This is a genomic window from Coleofasciculus sp. A1-SPW-01 (assembly GCF_040217205.1).
In the GTDB taxonomy this organism is placed as follows: Bacteria; Cyanobacteriota; Cyanobacteriia; order Cyanobacteriales; family Coleofasciculaceae; genus Coleofasciculus; species Coleofasciculus chthonoplastes_A.
In genome coordinates, this window is the sequence record NZ_JAVJNP010000007.1 from 1 (window position 1) to 15,567 (window position 15,567).

Here is a 15,567-nt window from a genome sequence, read left to right on the forward strand (position 1 = left end):
TGTTCATTTATCGGTGGGGAGGGCGGGTTTTGTTGTTCATTTATTGGTGAGGCATTCAATGTTAATCCCTAAACCCGCCCCTACAAATGATTGATGACGAATAAATTTATATCATGTCCTGATGATTTTCTAGAATTACAAACCTATAAAAATCAAGGTTTCAATCATTTTTATTAATAATATTTTACCCGAAATAATATAACCTATTGTAGGGGCGACCCGCTGCCTAAATCAACAATACCCATCCTCTCAATTTTATCGGGTCGCCCTTTACCAAATTAGGTTGGGTTGTCCTATCCTGAATCCGGACATATTTCGTTGTTCATTTATCGGTGGGGAGGGCGGGTTTTGTTGTTCATTTATTGGTGACACTTTCAATTTAATCCCTAAACCCGCCCCTACAAATGATCGATGGCGAATAAATTCATATCAGGGTCTGATGCTTGCCTAGAATCACAAACCTATAAAAATAAAGGTTTCAATCATTTTTATTAAGAATATTTTACCCGAAATAATATAACCTATTGTAGGGGCGACCCGCTGCATAAATCAACAACACCCGTCCTCTCAATTTTATCGGGTCGCCCTTTACCAAATTAGGTTGGGTTGTCCTATCCTGAACCCGGACAGGTTTCGTTGTTCATTTATCGGTAGGGAGGGCGGGTTTTGTTGTTCATTGATTGGTGACGCATTCAATTTAATCCCTAAACCCGCCCCTACAAATGATTGATGACGAATAAATTTATATCATGTTCTGATAATTTTCTAGAATTACAAGCCTATAAAAATAAAGGTTAAAATCATTTTTATTAATAATATTTTACCCAAAATAATATAATCTATTGTAGGGGCGAATTGCTGCCTAAATCAACAACACCCATCCTCTCAATTTTATCGGGTCGCCCTTTACCAAATTAGGTTGAGTTGTCCTATCCTGAACCCGGACAGGTTTTATTGTTCATTTATCGGTGGGGAGGGCGGGTTTTGTTGTGCATTGATTGGTGAGGCATTCAATTTAATCCCTAAACCCGCCCCTACAAATGATTGATGACGAATAAATCGATATCATGTTCTGATGATTTTCTAGAATTACAAGGCTATAAAAATAAAGGTTTCAATCATTTTTAGCAAAAATATTTTACCCGAAATAATATAACCTATTGTAGGGGCGACCCGCTGCATAAATCAACAACACCCATCCTCTCAATTTTATCGGGTCGCCCTTTACCAAATTAGGTTGGGTTGTCCTATCCTGAACCCGGACAGGTTTCGTTGTTCATTTATCGGTGGGGAGGGCGGGTTTTGTTGTGCATTTATTGGTGAGGCATTCAATGTTAATCCCTAAACCCGCCCCTACAAATGATTGATGACGAATAAATCGATATCATGTTCTGATGATTTTCTAGAATTACAAGGCTATAAAAATAAAGGTTTCAATCATTTTTAGCAAGAATATTTTACCCGAAATAATATAACCTATTGTAGGGGCGACCCGCTGCATAAATCAACAACACCCATCCTCTCAATTTTATCGGGTCGCCCTTTACCAAATTAGGTTGGGTTGTCCTATCCTGAACCCGGACAGGTTTTGTTGTTCATTTATCGGTAGGGAGGGCGGGTTTTGTTGTTCATTGATTGATGAGGCATTCAATGTTAATCCCTAAACCCGCCCCTACAAATGATTGATGGCGAATAAATCGATATCATGTTCTGATGATTTTCTAGAATTACAAGGCTATAAAAATAAAGGTTTCAATCATTTTTATTAATAATATTTTATCAGAAATAATATAACCTATTGTAGGGGTGACCCGCTGCATAAATCAACAACCCCCATCCTATCAATTTTATCGGGTCGCCCTTTGTTTAAACCCAATTCAAGTTAATCGAACAGGTGCAAGGAAATAAACCTATTCCAATGTTTGTAGTCGTCGCTTTAGCGACGCATCCGTTTAAGGATTTTGTGTGAACTGCTTTAACGTCTTCTGGGCGAACTCCCGCAGCTTCTCATCAGTATCATTTTCTTCTCTATCGCGCAATAAGGTTAGGGTTTTTGGATGGTCAGGATACAACTTGATAATTCTCTCAAGTGCAATTTGCCGAGGGTTTTGTCCCCGGTCTTTCTCACGTTGAAAGGGGTCATTAATAGCGCAATTGTACAGTAACTCAAATAACCACGGCTCATCCTTCCATCCCCTAGCTAATTCCTCTATCGCCGCACCTCGAACTAACCAATTATCATCAGATTGAATCAGTTGTTTGAGCAGGGGTAAAGTATCCGGGTCTTGTTTCCATCCTCTGGCTAATTCCTCCACTGCTGTACTTCGGACTAACCAATTATCATCAGATTGAATCAGTTGTTTAAGCAGGGGTAAAGTATCCGGGTCTTCTTTCCATCCTCTGGCTAATTCCTGTATCGCCGAACCTCGGACATACCCATCATCATCAGATTGAATCAGTTGTTTGAGCAGGGGTAAAGTATCTGGGTCTTCTTTCCATCCTCTGGCTAATTCCTGTATCGCCGCACGTCGGACTAACCAATTATCATCAGATTGAATCAGTTGTTTGAGCAGGGGTAAAGTATCTGGGTCTTCTTTCCATCCTTTGGCTAATTCCTGTATCGCCGCACGTCGGACATTCCCATTATCATCAGATTGAATCAGTTGTTTGAGCAGGGGTAAAGTATCTGGGTCTTGTTTCCATCCTTTCACTAATTCCTCTACCGCCACACCTCGGACACCCCCATCATCATCAGATTGAATCAGTTGTTTGAGCAGGGGTAAAGTATCCAGGTGTTCTTTCCAAGTTGTGGCAATTGCAGTAATTGCTTGGGTACGAATTTCTTTAACTAGGTTTAGATACTCAAAATCTCTAGTAGAGTAAAGCAGATTGATAATATAACCATACTCAGTTAATTCTTTCAATCGCTCAAGCAATTGATTATCCGTCTCCAATATCCCCTGTCGATTCTTCACCTCCTCCAAACACTGCGCCGCCAAGAAAACATTCATAAACTTCTCATCTTCCCCCTCCTGATTCATCAAATACTCAATAATCTCCCCCGCAAACCTTGACTCCTCAATCATCCCCACAATCAAGCGCAAAACCTCATGCCAAGACTCATCCCGCCAATGCTTGCCAAAAACCTCTGTTTTCAACCCCTCCAGTGATAACCGCTGCGTCTCCTTAAACTGCCAAATAAACTCCCACGCACAAAAATATTCCAAAAACGTCCGATGCACAAACCCATAATAATCCGCCCCCAAATAACAGAGAATAAAATTACGTTCGCGTAATTGACGAATTAGTACCCGCGCCACTAACCGCGCCTGATTCACATCTATCGTTCTCAAATACTCGGTTAAAATCTGTTCTAAATCTTCCCTCCGAATCAAATTCCCCGCCAATCCCTGATCCGTAGCTTGCATAAAATACGCCACCCGGCGCAACATCGCCTGCTTATCTTTATAATCAATCGTTTTCGGGTCAAGGCGGTTATCCTCAATTAACGCCCGTTCCACATCCCATTGATGCAGTAAAACTCGTGACGCTTGATGATACAATTCCGGTCTATCTCTCGGTAACTCCTGATGCCGATTTAAAATTGCCATCATTGTCAGCAATAGCGGATTTCCGGCTAATTCCTGAATCGCTTTTGACCTGTCAATTGCCCGTTGTAATCGGTCTCGCTTCCAAGCTTTATCCACCTCATCAGTAAAGGTTAATTCATGCCAACGGTAGATAAAATCCTGAATCTGGTTCTCATCCAACTCTTGCAACAGGAAATGGTGAAACTCCCCATCCCGTAATCGCTGCGGCTTATAGCCAATCACGCGAGAGGTAACAATCACCTGCACATCTGGATACTCATTAGTGAAGCGATGAATATCGGTAATCACATCCTCCCGTTTCCCCGGATCAAATACCTCATCCAACCCATCAAACAGCATCAACACCTTCCCCGCCTTTAACTGTTCCTGGAGTTGATGCTGATTCAGATGACAAATCGCCCCACTACTTTGATGCAAAAACTCTAAGAAATTCTGGCATTGTCCTAAATCCCGATTTCGCATATAGGTGCGTAATTCAATTAAGATGGGAATCGCTAGGGAAATCGCATTCTGTAGCGGCGACTGGGCATACATTAATGCCAAATACTGTAATAACGTAGACTTCCCCGAACCCGGATCACCTAACATCACCAGATAGGGATAATTTCGTTTATCATTAATAACATCCAAAACCGACTGTATCGGCGCTTCTGAATACACCCGTTGATAACGCTCGAATTCCCCGAACTGAAACTCTGAATCTAATTGATCTGTTTCCCGCAATCGCCGCTGATGTTCCTTGGGCAATTCATACACTTGCGGCAAAACTTCATGGACTTTTCGCACGTTTTGTGCTATAAATATTCGCCATAACTTCAAGGCATTATAGGCACAGCCCGTCGTATCCAAACTATCTAATCGCAGATTCCCATACGCTTCCCGTAACCCCTCCTGATAGCGGCGCAAATCGAACTCTGGTATAATCCCCGCAGACTCCTGAGTATAGCGTGCGATCGCCTCCAACTTCTGCGAATCCAAAATCTCGCGCAATTCAGGCGATTCCCGGATTAACGCCTTGACTTTTCTGAGATACCGCTTCCCCACCTGTTCCCAATCAAAGTCTTCAGGGAGCGATCGCAGGTTAAGCTGATACCATAGATTCCCCAACCCCTGCGTATCCAAACTCGAACACTCATCCTGAAACCCACTCCCCAAAATCCCCTTCACCGAGGAATTGTGGATAAACTTGGTTAACGCCGGAGAATACTCTTCCACCTCCACTTCCGACACCTCAGCATCTTCCAACTCCTGCTGTACCAACACCAGAAACTCTTTCAACGCTTTCCCGACAACCGTGTTTAGCGTATTGTCCTCAAAACGCCCGGAAAAATCCCGAATACAATCCTTAAGAAAATCTTTCGTGTAATCTTCCAGCGTTCCCTTCGCCAGAGGCATCAACACATCCCGAAACACAAAGCCAGTAACGGAATAGACACCCCAAGCCGCGAACCAATCCAGCATGACAATAGCATTCGTCTCTATTTTGTATCGAGTATAACTGTAGAATCACAGTTTTGATTTATTACCGTCTGCCCTCTGCCCTCGATCCTCCTGTTTTCACTGTATGTTTAATATTACACTTGTAAGACAGTAACGCCACAGTTTATCCTTTAAGGATAAAAAAATCAGCATAAATTGATTCGCTTTCTTATGCAGCGATTTTATTCAGGAAAGTCAGAACTTTCACTGAAGGGAACCTTCGGATTATTCAAAAAATTCAGAAAGTTCAGTTTTATGCTAGCGTGGTCATCAGAGGTATGAATTGGAATGCCAGATGGCAGATGCAGAGGTCATAAGACTGATCGAATTAGCCGAGTATTGGATTGCCCAGAAGACAGGAAACGTACTTAACGACGCCCAAAAGACTATCCTGAGTCAAGCCTTAGCAGGCAAAAAACTCAAAACCATTCAAGTCATGGGCTATAGCCAAAATACTGTCCAGCGCGATTTAGCGCCGAAGTTATGGAAACAGTTGTCTGAAGTCACCGGAAAACGAGTCACGATTAAAACGTTACGTTTAATCCTCGCAGGATTGCCAGACGCAGATACCGAGAACTCCGAGACTCTGACTCCTCCACCACCTCCCCCAGTCAGTAAAACCACCTTCCCCTCTCCCATTTGGGAACTACCCGGAGGGCAACTTGATTTAGCCTCACCCTGCTATGTCGAACGTCCAGCCGATGAATCTCGCGCCTATGAAGAAATTAGTAAGCCGGGAAGTTTGATTCGGATCAAAGCGCCGCGACAAATGGGCAAAACATCCCTAATGGTACGATTACTGTATCACGCCGAACGACAAGGATGTCAGTCTGTCGCCTTAAACTTTGAGTTAGCTGAACGGGAAGTCTTTGCGGATTTAAATCAATTCCTGCAATGGTTTTGTGCTACAGTTACCGATGACTTACACCTACCGATTCAGTTAGAAAACCGTTGGAGTAAGTTTTTGGGCAGTAAAAAAAACTGTACCAATTATTTTGAAAAATATCTATTACCTACCCTGAGAAGTCCCCTAGCATTAGGACTCGATGCCGTTGACCGCATCTTTCATTACGAACAGGTCGCCGATGACTTTTTTGGCTTACTTCGGGCTTGGCATGAAAAGGCAAAACAACATGAAATTTGGAAAAATTTTCGCCTAATTATTGTCCATGGCACAGAAGTTTATATTCCCCTAAGTAACGACCAATCCCCCTTTAATGTCGGATTACCGATTGAATTATCCGAATTTGACGCCCATCAGGTGGAAGACTTAGCCCTGCGCTATGGATTAGACTTCACCTGGAATGATGTCAAACAACTGATGGCAATGGTTGGTGGACATCCCCATTTAATCCGATTAGCCTTGTATAAAATTGCCCGTCAGGATATTACCTTAAACCGACTCCTAGAAGACGCCCCCACCGAAACCGGAATCTATGCGGATCATTTGCGCTTACATCGCTGGAATTTAGAGAAACATCCCGACTTAGCCGACGCCCTCACCCAAATCCTGGAAGCCGATCGCCCGGTGCAGCTAAAAGGTGCGATCGCGTTTAAACTCAATAGTATGGGATTAGTCTATCTGGTAGGAAATCAGGTGAGTATTCGTAATGATTTATACCGCCAGTATTTTCGCGATCGCCTAACTCCAGAGAAGCCTCAAAGCCAAGACACCAAAGAACACCGAGGCAGAATTATTCCCCATTCTCTAGGAGATAATGTCCTAGCCGCTATTGTCTTTACCGATATCAAAGACTCCACCCAAAAGCAGCATGAAAACCAACAACCCACCCTAGCCGCCATTCATCGTGATCTCAAACTAATGACCAAATTATGCCACCAATTTGAAGGAGAAGTTCTCAAATCCATGGGCGATGGATTACTCATGTACTTTGTCTCCGCCGTCAAAGCCGTTGACTGTTCCCAAACCATTCAAAAAACCCTCTCACTCGCCGCCAGAGGATTGCCAAATGAGGCGGTATTACAGCATCGAATTGGCATTCACTTAGCTGATGTTTTTTTCAATGGAACCGATGTACAAGGAGATGGCGTCAATATTGCCGCCCGTTTACAATCTCAGGCAAAACCCGGTGGAATTTGTATTTCCTGGATAGTGTATGAAGCGGTCAAAAATCACTTACAATTACACATCAACCATAGTGAACATCGCCTCTTAAGAGGAATTGACGAACCCATGTTATTATATCAAATCAGCGTTGACGGATAGAATAGTTTGGCGGAATTTAGGGGCGGGTTTCACAACTATCCTTTCTGACCCCACCCCGATGTAACTAAACCTGCCCCGACTCAATTGTGAATAATTGGTAACATAAGACGAATGACATAAGACGAATGACATAAGACGAATGACCAACGGTAAAAAATATGTCTAAATGGAAACTGGTAACCGAATTTACATTTGATAGCGCCCATTACATCAGAGACTACGATGGACCCTGTGGTCGGATGCATGGACATACCTATACAGTACGATTAGAAGCAACATCCTCAACCCTTCACGCCTCGGAACACTGTCCCCATCCCGTTATGGTGGCTGATTTCAAAAGCCTACGCTGGGCAAAAAAAGATGTCACCAAAGGCGGGTTAGATCACGGCATTTTGAATGACATATTACCGGATAATTACGAAACCACCGCTGAAATGATTGCCCAATACATTTATGACGAAACAAAAAAGCGTATTCCTGAAGGCGTACAACTCAAAGTTGCTGTCTCAGAAACACCGAATAGCTGGGTAGAATATGAGGAATGATCCGTATAAATAGTAAGGCTACATATCGGCAATTACATAGTTATTTAGACTCCCTATCAAATTTAATTAACTTAAAAATAGTGATATAAACAATGCAAACCCCTAGCTCAACACCACTCAGGCTGTTTCACATCCAGACCTCCACTCTGATTCAGATACCAGAGAAGTTGACGAGAATTCGTATCGGAAAACCGAATCCTAATTGGTCGCCTGATATTGATATTTCAAATTTGCCCAACTCTGAGATTGCATCCTCCTCTCATGCTGAAATTCAGATTCAGGGAAATGCTTACTTTATCGAAGACTTGGGAAGCATGAATGGAACGTTTCTCAATCATTCACCCCTGACGCCATTCACACCCTACCAGCTTCATTTGGGAGACAGAATAGACCTGGGCAAAGACGAGCTGTTGACGTTTTTGTTTCAAAAAGCAAAGCGAACATCTGTGGCAGTTAGCCGTTCTCGATTTAGAAATGACAGACAAACATCAGCGCCGAACCCTACGGTGTCGATGTCTGCTCACCAATCCACGAGTCAATCCAACCAGCAAAAGACATCTGGCTTCAATATTCTAGAATTAATTTTTAGCAACCTGAAGTCTATTTTTAACAGTCTTATATCCTTTTTTAGACGAGTAATCAGGGGGCGAATTAGCAGGGGTACTAGGGTTGGAGTCTTGTTAATTACCCTGTTTGCGATCAGTTGGTTCGTTGCTCTGCTATTGCAGGATCTGACCCCTAACGTTCACCTCACTCTGGGCAATCCTAGTAATGCGACTTCCAACCCGAATAATCCTAACAACTACCTGATGGAAAAGCCGCAGTATGCGCTGTCCTATAACAACAGCCAAGGGATTTCCAATTGGGTAAGCTGGCAGTTAAATCAGAGCTGGTTAGGCAGTGTTGAGCGAAGCAACGACTTTCGCCCTGACACCGCGCTGCTGTCCGGATGGTATCAGGTGCGACCAAATGACTACATAGGCAGTGGCTATGACCGGGGACATATAATACCCTCTGGCGATCGCACTCACACTCCAGACGATAACAGTGCTACATTCTTAATGACAAACATCATGCCTCAAGCTCCACAGAATAATCGGGAGGTATGGCGGGAACTGGAAGAGTATTCACGAGAGTTGGTCTATCAGGGTAAGGAACTCTACATCATTGCCGGGGGTGTAGGCTCAAAGGGAACACTTCAGGGTAAGATAACAGTGCCACAGCAGACCTGGAAAGTGATTGCGGTGCTAGATCGTCCAGGTCAAGGCGTTCGTGGAATAACCAGCAACACTCGGCTGATTGCGGTGATGATACCCAATTCGGATAAAGTTGCTGGAATGAACTGGCGAGACTATCGGGTATCGGTTGACAGGGTGGAAGCAGTAACGGGCTATGATTTTCTATCAAATGTCCCTAATTCGATCCAGGATGAGATTGAGAGCCGACTCGACAACGGGTAAGCTACGTCTCTACTACTTTGGTTGAAAGACCTGCCACCGTCCCCTCTGCTGTTTTACCTGCGATGTAGATATCAATTGTGGTACTCCCTAAACGGTAAACCTGAATATCGGTGAGACAATCTGAGAGCGTTTGTTCCAAGGCTTGGTATTGCTTCACCTGTGCCTTTTCCGCTTCATTGTGCCAATCCTCCTCTGTGGTAGCTGGGGCGAAAAACTGATCAAGGGTCTGGACTTCAATGGGTGTATCCGGTGGATAGCCAGCACGTTTTAACACCAGCGCTGAGGTGAGAATGTCTGTATTGTCCCAGGTGAAAATCTCAAATGGGTAATTGGCTTCGCTTATCCAGAGTAAACCCTCTGAACTCTTCTTTAGCTGGTCAATTCCGTTCATATTTCTAGAGGAATTACACTGGCGGTAAAATACCCCGCCGCTTTAACGTTGCTTCGATTTGCCGTAACAGTTCAAAATCATGATCGGGCAAGGGATAATTATCTGGATTCCCGCCATTTTTACTCCCCTTTAAATCCGGTTCTAGGAACCCAAACGCTTGGCGAAACTGTTCCGGATTTGCCGCAATTGCCCCCTCCAAATGACAGGGAATAATCCGTTCAAACTCCCAACTGGCGACCTTTTCTACCCAGTTCAGCGTTTCTTTCGGTGCGCGATTCAAAATCAAGGTTTGCAGAATTGGCGCAACAAAGGGACGTCCATTTCCCCGCAAAGCGTCAAAGGATTTTTGCCAACCGGGTTTCCATTTGAAGGGAAATAAACCAAAATAGGCTTGCTTTGACCAATCCGGTGCCTTTCTCGCCTCCCGTAACGCCTGCGTAAAGGGTATCGTATCCAAGGTGCTGGGGCGAAAGAAAAATGCAAACAGACAGATACGTTGCCATCCCTTGCGGCGAGTCATCTTATTATCGATAACGATATCCAAGGCATGATCTCTGGCATGGAATAATAACGGATAGGGATCAAGTTGCGCGATCGCAGGCGGATCTTCGGGTACACTAACCACAGTATCCGTCACCAGAAGCGTGCGCGATCGCTTGTGCCAAAATCCCACTTCAGCAAAGGGTCCCAATCCCAAATTCACTGGACCCAATACAGCATAATCAAATTCATCAGCAAAAGGCGTTTGGCGACTATCGGCGGGTAAAACATGAGTCCGTTTCCTGGGAAACCCCAGCCAACTCAGGGGCAAATTCACCGGATAACTCCACTGGTGCGGCGTCACAAACACCTGGGCGTTGGGAAACTTGCGGGCAAAAGGACCGACAAACACTTTATGTTCAATCCCCGAAACTGTGGGCAGGATGATATAGTTTACCTCACCATGTTCTGCCACCAATTCCTGAACTAATCGGATACATTCCGGGGTAGGTGCAACAGGCGCATAAACCAACAGCCCTCCAGCATCCAGCTTAATCACCGTCATCCGAATCGGGACAACCACATAGAGAATCCCCTGAATCTGGTCAAACGTCCAAATCCTATCCTTCACCACTTCCACACGGATAGTGCGTCGTTTGCCATAAGGATACAGGGGTACAGGAAACCAAAGCGACCATGACCAGTCTTGAGAGTGGATGCTCGGATGACCCTGGTGTTCCTGCATCTGCGGTTCATTCCTCCTGTATTTTCTGAAGACTCAACCTGTTGGGCGGGAAATTTCCCCTATTATTCTACAACCGGAAGCGCCCCCACCAAAACGCTGTACGTCACGACAGCAAAAAAGTTTTATCGTAATTTCCCGTCTGATGCGGTATCGGGAAAGGCGCAAGCCTTGCGCCCCTACGGTTTCTTTTCCGTAATTCTAATCTATCAATTTAGGTGTGCCACGCCACTACTGGGGTGACACACCTAAAATAGGGTTTTGTTTGTAGTAAGCACGAAGAGTGCTATAACGCTTAGCTGAAGAGGGCTGAAGCCCTCACTACGAACCAATTCTAATCCATCACTTAAGGTGTGCCACGCCACTACTCTTCCGAATCCGGGTCAATACCCATGGCTCTTAATCGTTCCGCCAATCTTGCCGATTTTTGCTCGGCTTGTTCGGCGCGTTGGTATTCTTGTTCAGCACGTTGGCGTTCTTGTTCGGCACGCTGTTGTTCTTGTTCGGCACGCTGTTGTTCTTGTTCAGCGCGTTGGTGTTCTTGTTCGGCGCGTTGGTGTTCTTGTTCAGCACGTTGACGTTCTAATTGGGCGCGTTCTTCACCAATTAACAAAAGATTGCCTTCACTATCCCACCAACGCAGCCAATATTGAGTTTGATTTTGATAAGTCCCGTGCCAAAGTCCCAGTTCTACTCCTAAGGGCGTAATCGGATAGTGACCCCGTTCATTCGGTTGGAGTTTTTGATAAGAAAAATTCAGCCAATTATAAACCTCCAGTTTTCTAGTTTTGACCTCAAAAATACCATAGTAGGGAATGCGAATAATCCGTTCATACACCCAGAATTTACCGGGTTTAGTGGTTTCTCCTTCAGCGGAAACCGATAAGGGTGTAGCATCTCGTTCCTCGTCTCCATTGCCACTGGCAAATTCTAAGGCAATCATTGGTGCCATCAATTCCCGCCAGAGAACATAAGAACGGCGGATTTCACCATTCAGTAATGGGGGAACATTGGGAACATAGAACCAATCGGGAGCTTCTGCACCTTTTTCTGGGGGTTCGGTTTCGCGCCAGTAGATACCGCAGTCTTGCCCAATAGCGTAATCACCATCAGGATGGAGTTGCTGCAAAACTAGACCAATGGAATCGGTCAAAATTAGGCTTTGAGGATGTTCTTGGAAATTTTTCACAAAGGTGCCATCAGATTCAGGTAGTTGAGTATGGTCAGGAAAGGCAGGGGGTAAATCAATTTTAGTTTGAGTCATGTCTTAATCACAGGTAACAGAGAATCTACTCAATTTCAGGGTTGGTCTAGCACTTATATTTGAATAGTGTGACACAATGTTTGGGCTTAATCATAGTAGTCAGGTAAGCAAGGGTTATCAATCATCATAAAAGACACCTTGTAGGGGCGACCCGCCGCACCAAATTAACACCGCCCACCGATTAATTTTATCGGGTCGCCCTGCATCAGATATCGGTAATTATTTCAGTTTAGACTAAACGCAAGACTGTTAAAGGGCGACCCGAGTCTATTAAGTGGATTGGTGTTGTTAATTGATATAAGCGAATCGCCCCTACACAATCACTCTTAGGTTCTTATCTGTTAGGTGACAGATACTTTTGGTCTTCATGTCTTATGTCAGGGTAAAGTTTAAATAACTTTGTATGGCTGATAAGTGTAGTATTTCGGGCGTGAATCTAGCCGGATATGCAACCAATACACCCCTAACCCGGAGGTGCTTACCCAGGTAGGACGCGGATTCAGCCGTTGTTCTAACGCTGACCCCACATTTTGCCACAGGGCGTGCTGCTGATGTTCGGGTGCGTCACGCATAAACGCCGCCAGATGGCAGTATGGAGACATAGAGGTTTGCGGACAAGGGACAACCAGCAGTGCATCCTTTCCCAGATTGGGAAATGTCACAATTGACTTGTTTTCTCCGGCGGCGGAAAAATGGCGAGCAAAATCACTGGGATCAGCTTGTACATTTGCCAGGGATGGACTATTGACGAGAACAAACTCGAATACCTGGTTTACTGTCGCGTCGGTGATAGGCGGAGTTTCCCAGAAAAAGGCGGAAAATGGAGCATCGGCGAGTAGGGAAATGAAGAATGCCCGAAAATCCGGGTTATGCTGCCATAGCTGGATGATTTCTGAGTAGAGAATTGGGTTATTATTAGACAGCAGAGAAATCTTCTGAATCCGACCCGCGTTGAGTGATTCGATGGATGATTGCCACATTGAGAGATTCGGTATTTTGCTTGATGATTAGATAAGTCGCTTACTTACTCAGTATAACTGTTTGATTTGATTTAAAAGAAGTTAAATTAATGGATGAGTTTTGGATTTTGATCCATGAAGGTAAACGTGCAAGTTGATATAATTTTTTAACGCAGAGGGACGCAGAGGTTGGCGCAGAGGGACGCAGAGGGATTGGAAGTATGGGAAAAAAGATTTTATAGAATTACAAATGACGAATGACGAAGGACAAATGACTAATGACTAATGTTAAACAGCGGGTTCAAGAACTGCGAAACCTTTTGCAACAAGCGAGTTATGCTTATTATGTCCGCGATAATCCCATGATGGAGGATGCTGTCTATGACCAACTCTATCGGGAACTGCAAGATTTAGAAAGCCAGTATCCGGAGTTAGTGACGCCGGATAGTCCGACGCAGCGCGTGGGCGAGAAACCTGCATCAGAATTTTCCTCGGTTCGCCATAATATCCCCCTTTATAGTTTAGAGAATGCGTTTAATTTAGAGGAGTTAGCGAAGTGGCAAGAACGATGGCAACGTTATGCACCAGATGTCAAGAATGTAGAATATGTCTGTGAACTGAAGATCGATGGTTCCGCGATCGCACTCACGTACAAAGACGGTGTATTAGTGCGGGGAGTTACACGGGGCGATGGTGTCACGGGGGAAGATATTACCCAGAATATTCGCACGATTCGCTCGATTCCTTTACGGTTAAGTACGGAAACACCGCCGCCAATTGTAGAAGTGCGAGGCGAGGCATTTTTGCCCTTGGATGTGTTTGAAGGGATTAATCGGGAACGAGAAGCCGCTGGGGAAGCGTTATTCGCCAATCCTCGGAATGCGGCGGCGGGTACGTTGCGACAATTAGATCCAAAAATTGTCGATCGCAGACAGTTGGATTTCTTTGCCTATACCTTACATCTTCCCGGATCAGAGGAACAGGAAACCGTACCAACTCTCAAGTCTCAATGGGAGGCGTTGGAATTCCTGCGGGATTTGGGATTCCGGGTGAATCCAAATCGGAAACGTTGCGCGTCTCTGGCAGAGGTGGAGGAGTATTATCAATATTGGGATAGTCAACGGCGTGATTTACCCTACATGACGGATGGGGTGGTGGTGAAGCTGAATTCGTTTTCTCTACAAGCACAATTAGGCTTTACCCAAAAGTTTCCCCGGTGGGCGATCGCACTCAAGTATCCCGCCGAAGAATCTCCCACACTGGTGCAAAATGTTACAGTTCAGGTGGGACGAACGGGTGCCTTAACCCCAGTCGCCGAACTCAAACCCGTACAGCTAGCCGGGACAACGGTTTCACGGGCGACGTTACATAACCGCGATCGCATCGAGGAATTAAATCTTCATCTCGGTGATACCGTGATCGTTCGCAAAGCTGGGGAAATTATCCCTGAAGTCGTGCGCGTACTTCCAGAATTGCGTCCACCGGAGGCTAAACCCGTACAAATGCCTACTGATTGTCCGGTGTGCCATCAACCCGTCGTGCGTCCCCCAGGGGAGGCAGTAACGCGCTGTATTAATGCCTCTTGTCCCGCCATTGTCAAAGGTTCTCTCAACCATTGGGCAAGTCGTGGTGCATTGGATATCAACGGGTTAGGAGAAAAGCTGGTGAATCAGCTAGTCGATTCGGGTTTAGTCCATTCCGTTGCTGATCTTTATCAACTTACTTTAGATCAATTAACTAATTTAGAACGGATGGGTGAAAAATCCGCTCAGAAATTAATTAATCAGATTGAACAATCCAATACTCAACCCTGGTCACGAGTTCTCTATGGTTTAGGGATTCGCTATGTGGGTACTGTGAATGCTCAAATTTTAGCGCAACAGTTTCCTAGTGTAGACCAATTAGCCGCAGCCCGTGTTACTGATATTGAAAGCGTGTATGGAATTGGATCAGAAATTGCCCAATCGGTTAATGATTGGTTTCGAGTTCCCAGTAATCAGACTTTAATTAATCGACTGCGAGAAGCAAATTTGCAACTGGCTGGTGAACCAAAAGTAGCGTCTGCGGAGGCAAAATCTCAACCGTTGCAGGGAAAAACCTTTGTGATTACCGGAACGTTACCCACACTGAAACGAGATGAAGCCAAAAAATTAATTCAAAACGCTGGCGGAAAAGTAACCAGTTCTGTCAGTTCTAAAACCGACTATTTACTGATTGGTGAAGATGCCGGATCTAAATTAGAAAAAGCCCAAGAATTAGGGATTAATCAGATCAGTGAATCTGACCTTTTACAATGGTTAAATGAATAGGTAATAAGTTAATTGTAGGGGCGGGTTTAGGGACAATTGTAGGGGCGGGTTTAGGGAATCTGTAGGGGCGGGTTTAGGGAATCTGTAGGGGCGGGTTTAG

The 15,567-nt window shown here is 44.8% G+C and carries 10 protein-coding genes and 1 pseudogene; 6 read left to right on the plus strand and 5 right to left on the minus strand.

The window, feature by feature from the left end:
• Window positions 1–1,952: 1,952 nt before the first annotated feature.
• Window positions 1,953–5,072, minus strand: coding sequence for a HEAT repeat domain-containing protein (locus RH949_RS00860; protein WP_446351638.1), 3,120 nt, complete (start codon window positions 5,070–5,072; stop codon window positions 1,953–1,955).
• A 313-nt stretch (window positions 5,073–5,385) separates the two neighbouring features.
• On the opposite strand from RH949_RS00860, the gene RH949_RS00865 reads away from it, so the two are divergent.
• The 4 genes and pseudogenes from RH949_RS00865 (at window position 5,386) to RH949_RS00880 (ending at window position 9,322) form a co-directional block, all read left to right on the plus strand.
• Window positions 5,386–7,317, plus strand: coding sequence for an AAA-like domain-containing protein (locus RH949_RS00865; RefSeq protein ID WP_006099903.1), 1,932 nt, complete (start codon window positions 5,386–5,388; stop codon window positions 7,315–7,317).
• 158 nt (window positions 7,318–7,475) lie between these two features.
• The gene (locus tag RH949_RS00870; RefSeq protein WP_006099748.1) at window positions 7,476–7,862 is read left to right on the plus strand and encodes a 6-pyruvoyl trahydropterin synthase family protein; all 387 of its coding nucleotides are present in this window, start codon (window positions 7,476–7,478) and stop codon (window positions 7,860–7,862) included.
• 92 nt (window positions 7,863–7,954) lie between these two features.
• A pseudogene (locus RH949_RS00875) lies at window positions 7,955–8,248 on the plus strand (FHA domain-containing protein); the annotation flags it as partial.
• Between the two features lie 297 nt (window positions 8,249–8,545).
• A complete protein-coding gene (locus tag RH949_RS00880; RefSeq protein WP_315897222.1) occupies window positions 8,546–9,322 on the plus strand; it encodes a DNA/RNA non-specific endonuclease in 777 nt (258 codons plus the stop codon).
• A gap of 1 nt (window position 9,323) precedes the next feature.
• Here RH949_RS00880 and RH949_RS00885 read toward each other — a convergent pair whose 3' ends face one another.
• Window positions 9,324–9,713 (minus strand): nuclease A inhibitor family protein, encoded by a 390-nt coding sequence (locus tag RH949_RS00885; RefSeq protein WP_006099918.1) that lies wholly within the window; start codon window positions 9,711–9,713, stop codon window positions 9,324–9,326.
• Between the two features lie 13 nt (window positions 9,714–9,726).
• Window positions 9,727–10,938 (minus strand): DUF4336 domain-containing protein, encoded by a 1,212-nt coding sequence (locus RH949_RS00890; RefSeq protein ID WP_446351639.1) that lies wholly within the window; start codon window positions 10,936–10,938, stop codon window positions 9,727–9,729.
• Between RH949_RS00890 and RH949_RS00895 the strand changes: the two genes are divergently transcribed.
• A complete protein-coding gene (locus RH949_RS00895) occupies window positions 10,918–11,178 on the plus strand; it encodes a hypothetical protein (RefSeq protein ID WP_157453091.1) in 261 nt (86 codons plus the stop codon). The two genes, RH949_RS00890 and RH949_RS00895, sit on opposite strands and share 21 nt — an antisense overlap.
• Before the next feature lie 121 nt (window positions 11,179–11,299).
• Here RH949_RS00895 and RH949_RS00900 read toward each other — a convergent pair whose 3' ends face one another.
• Both RH949_RS00900 and RH949_RS00905 read right to left on the minus strand, forming a co-directional pair.
• Window positions 11,300–12,199, minus strand: a complete 900-nt coding sequence (locus RH949_RS00900; protein ID WP_446351640.1) for a Uma2 family endonuclease — start codon at window positions 12,197–12,199, stop codon at window positions 11,300–11,302.
• A gap of 389 nt (window positions 12,200–12,588) precedes the next feature.
• Window positions 12,589–13,179 carry a DUF6940 family protein gene (locus RH949_RS00905; RefSeq protein ID WP_446351641.1) on the minus strand — a complete coding sequence of 197 codons (591 nt, stop codon included), beginning with the start codon at window positions 13,177–13,179 and terminating at the stop codon, window positions 12,589–12,591.
• A 257-nt stretch (window positions 13,180–13,436) separates the two neighbouring features.
• Here RH949_RS00905 and ligA point away from each other — a divergent pair, with 257 nt between their 5' ends.
• Window positions 13,437–15,467 (plus strand): NAD-dependent DNA ligase LigA, encoded by a 2,031-nt coding sequence (ligA, locus tag RH949_RS00910; protein WP_446351642.1) that lies wholly within the window; start codon window positions 13,437–13,439, stop codon window positions 15,465–15,467.
• Window positions 15,468–15,567: the final 100 nt, after the last annotated feature.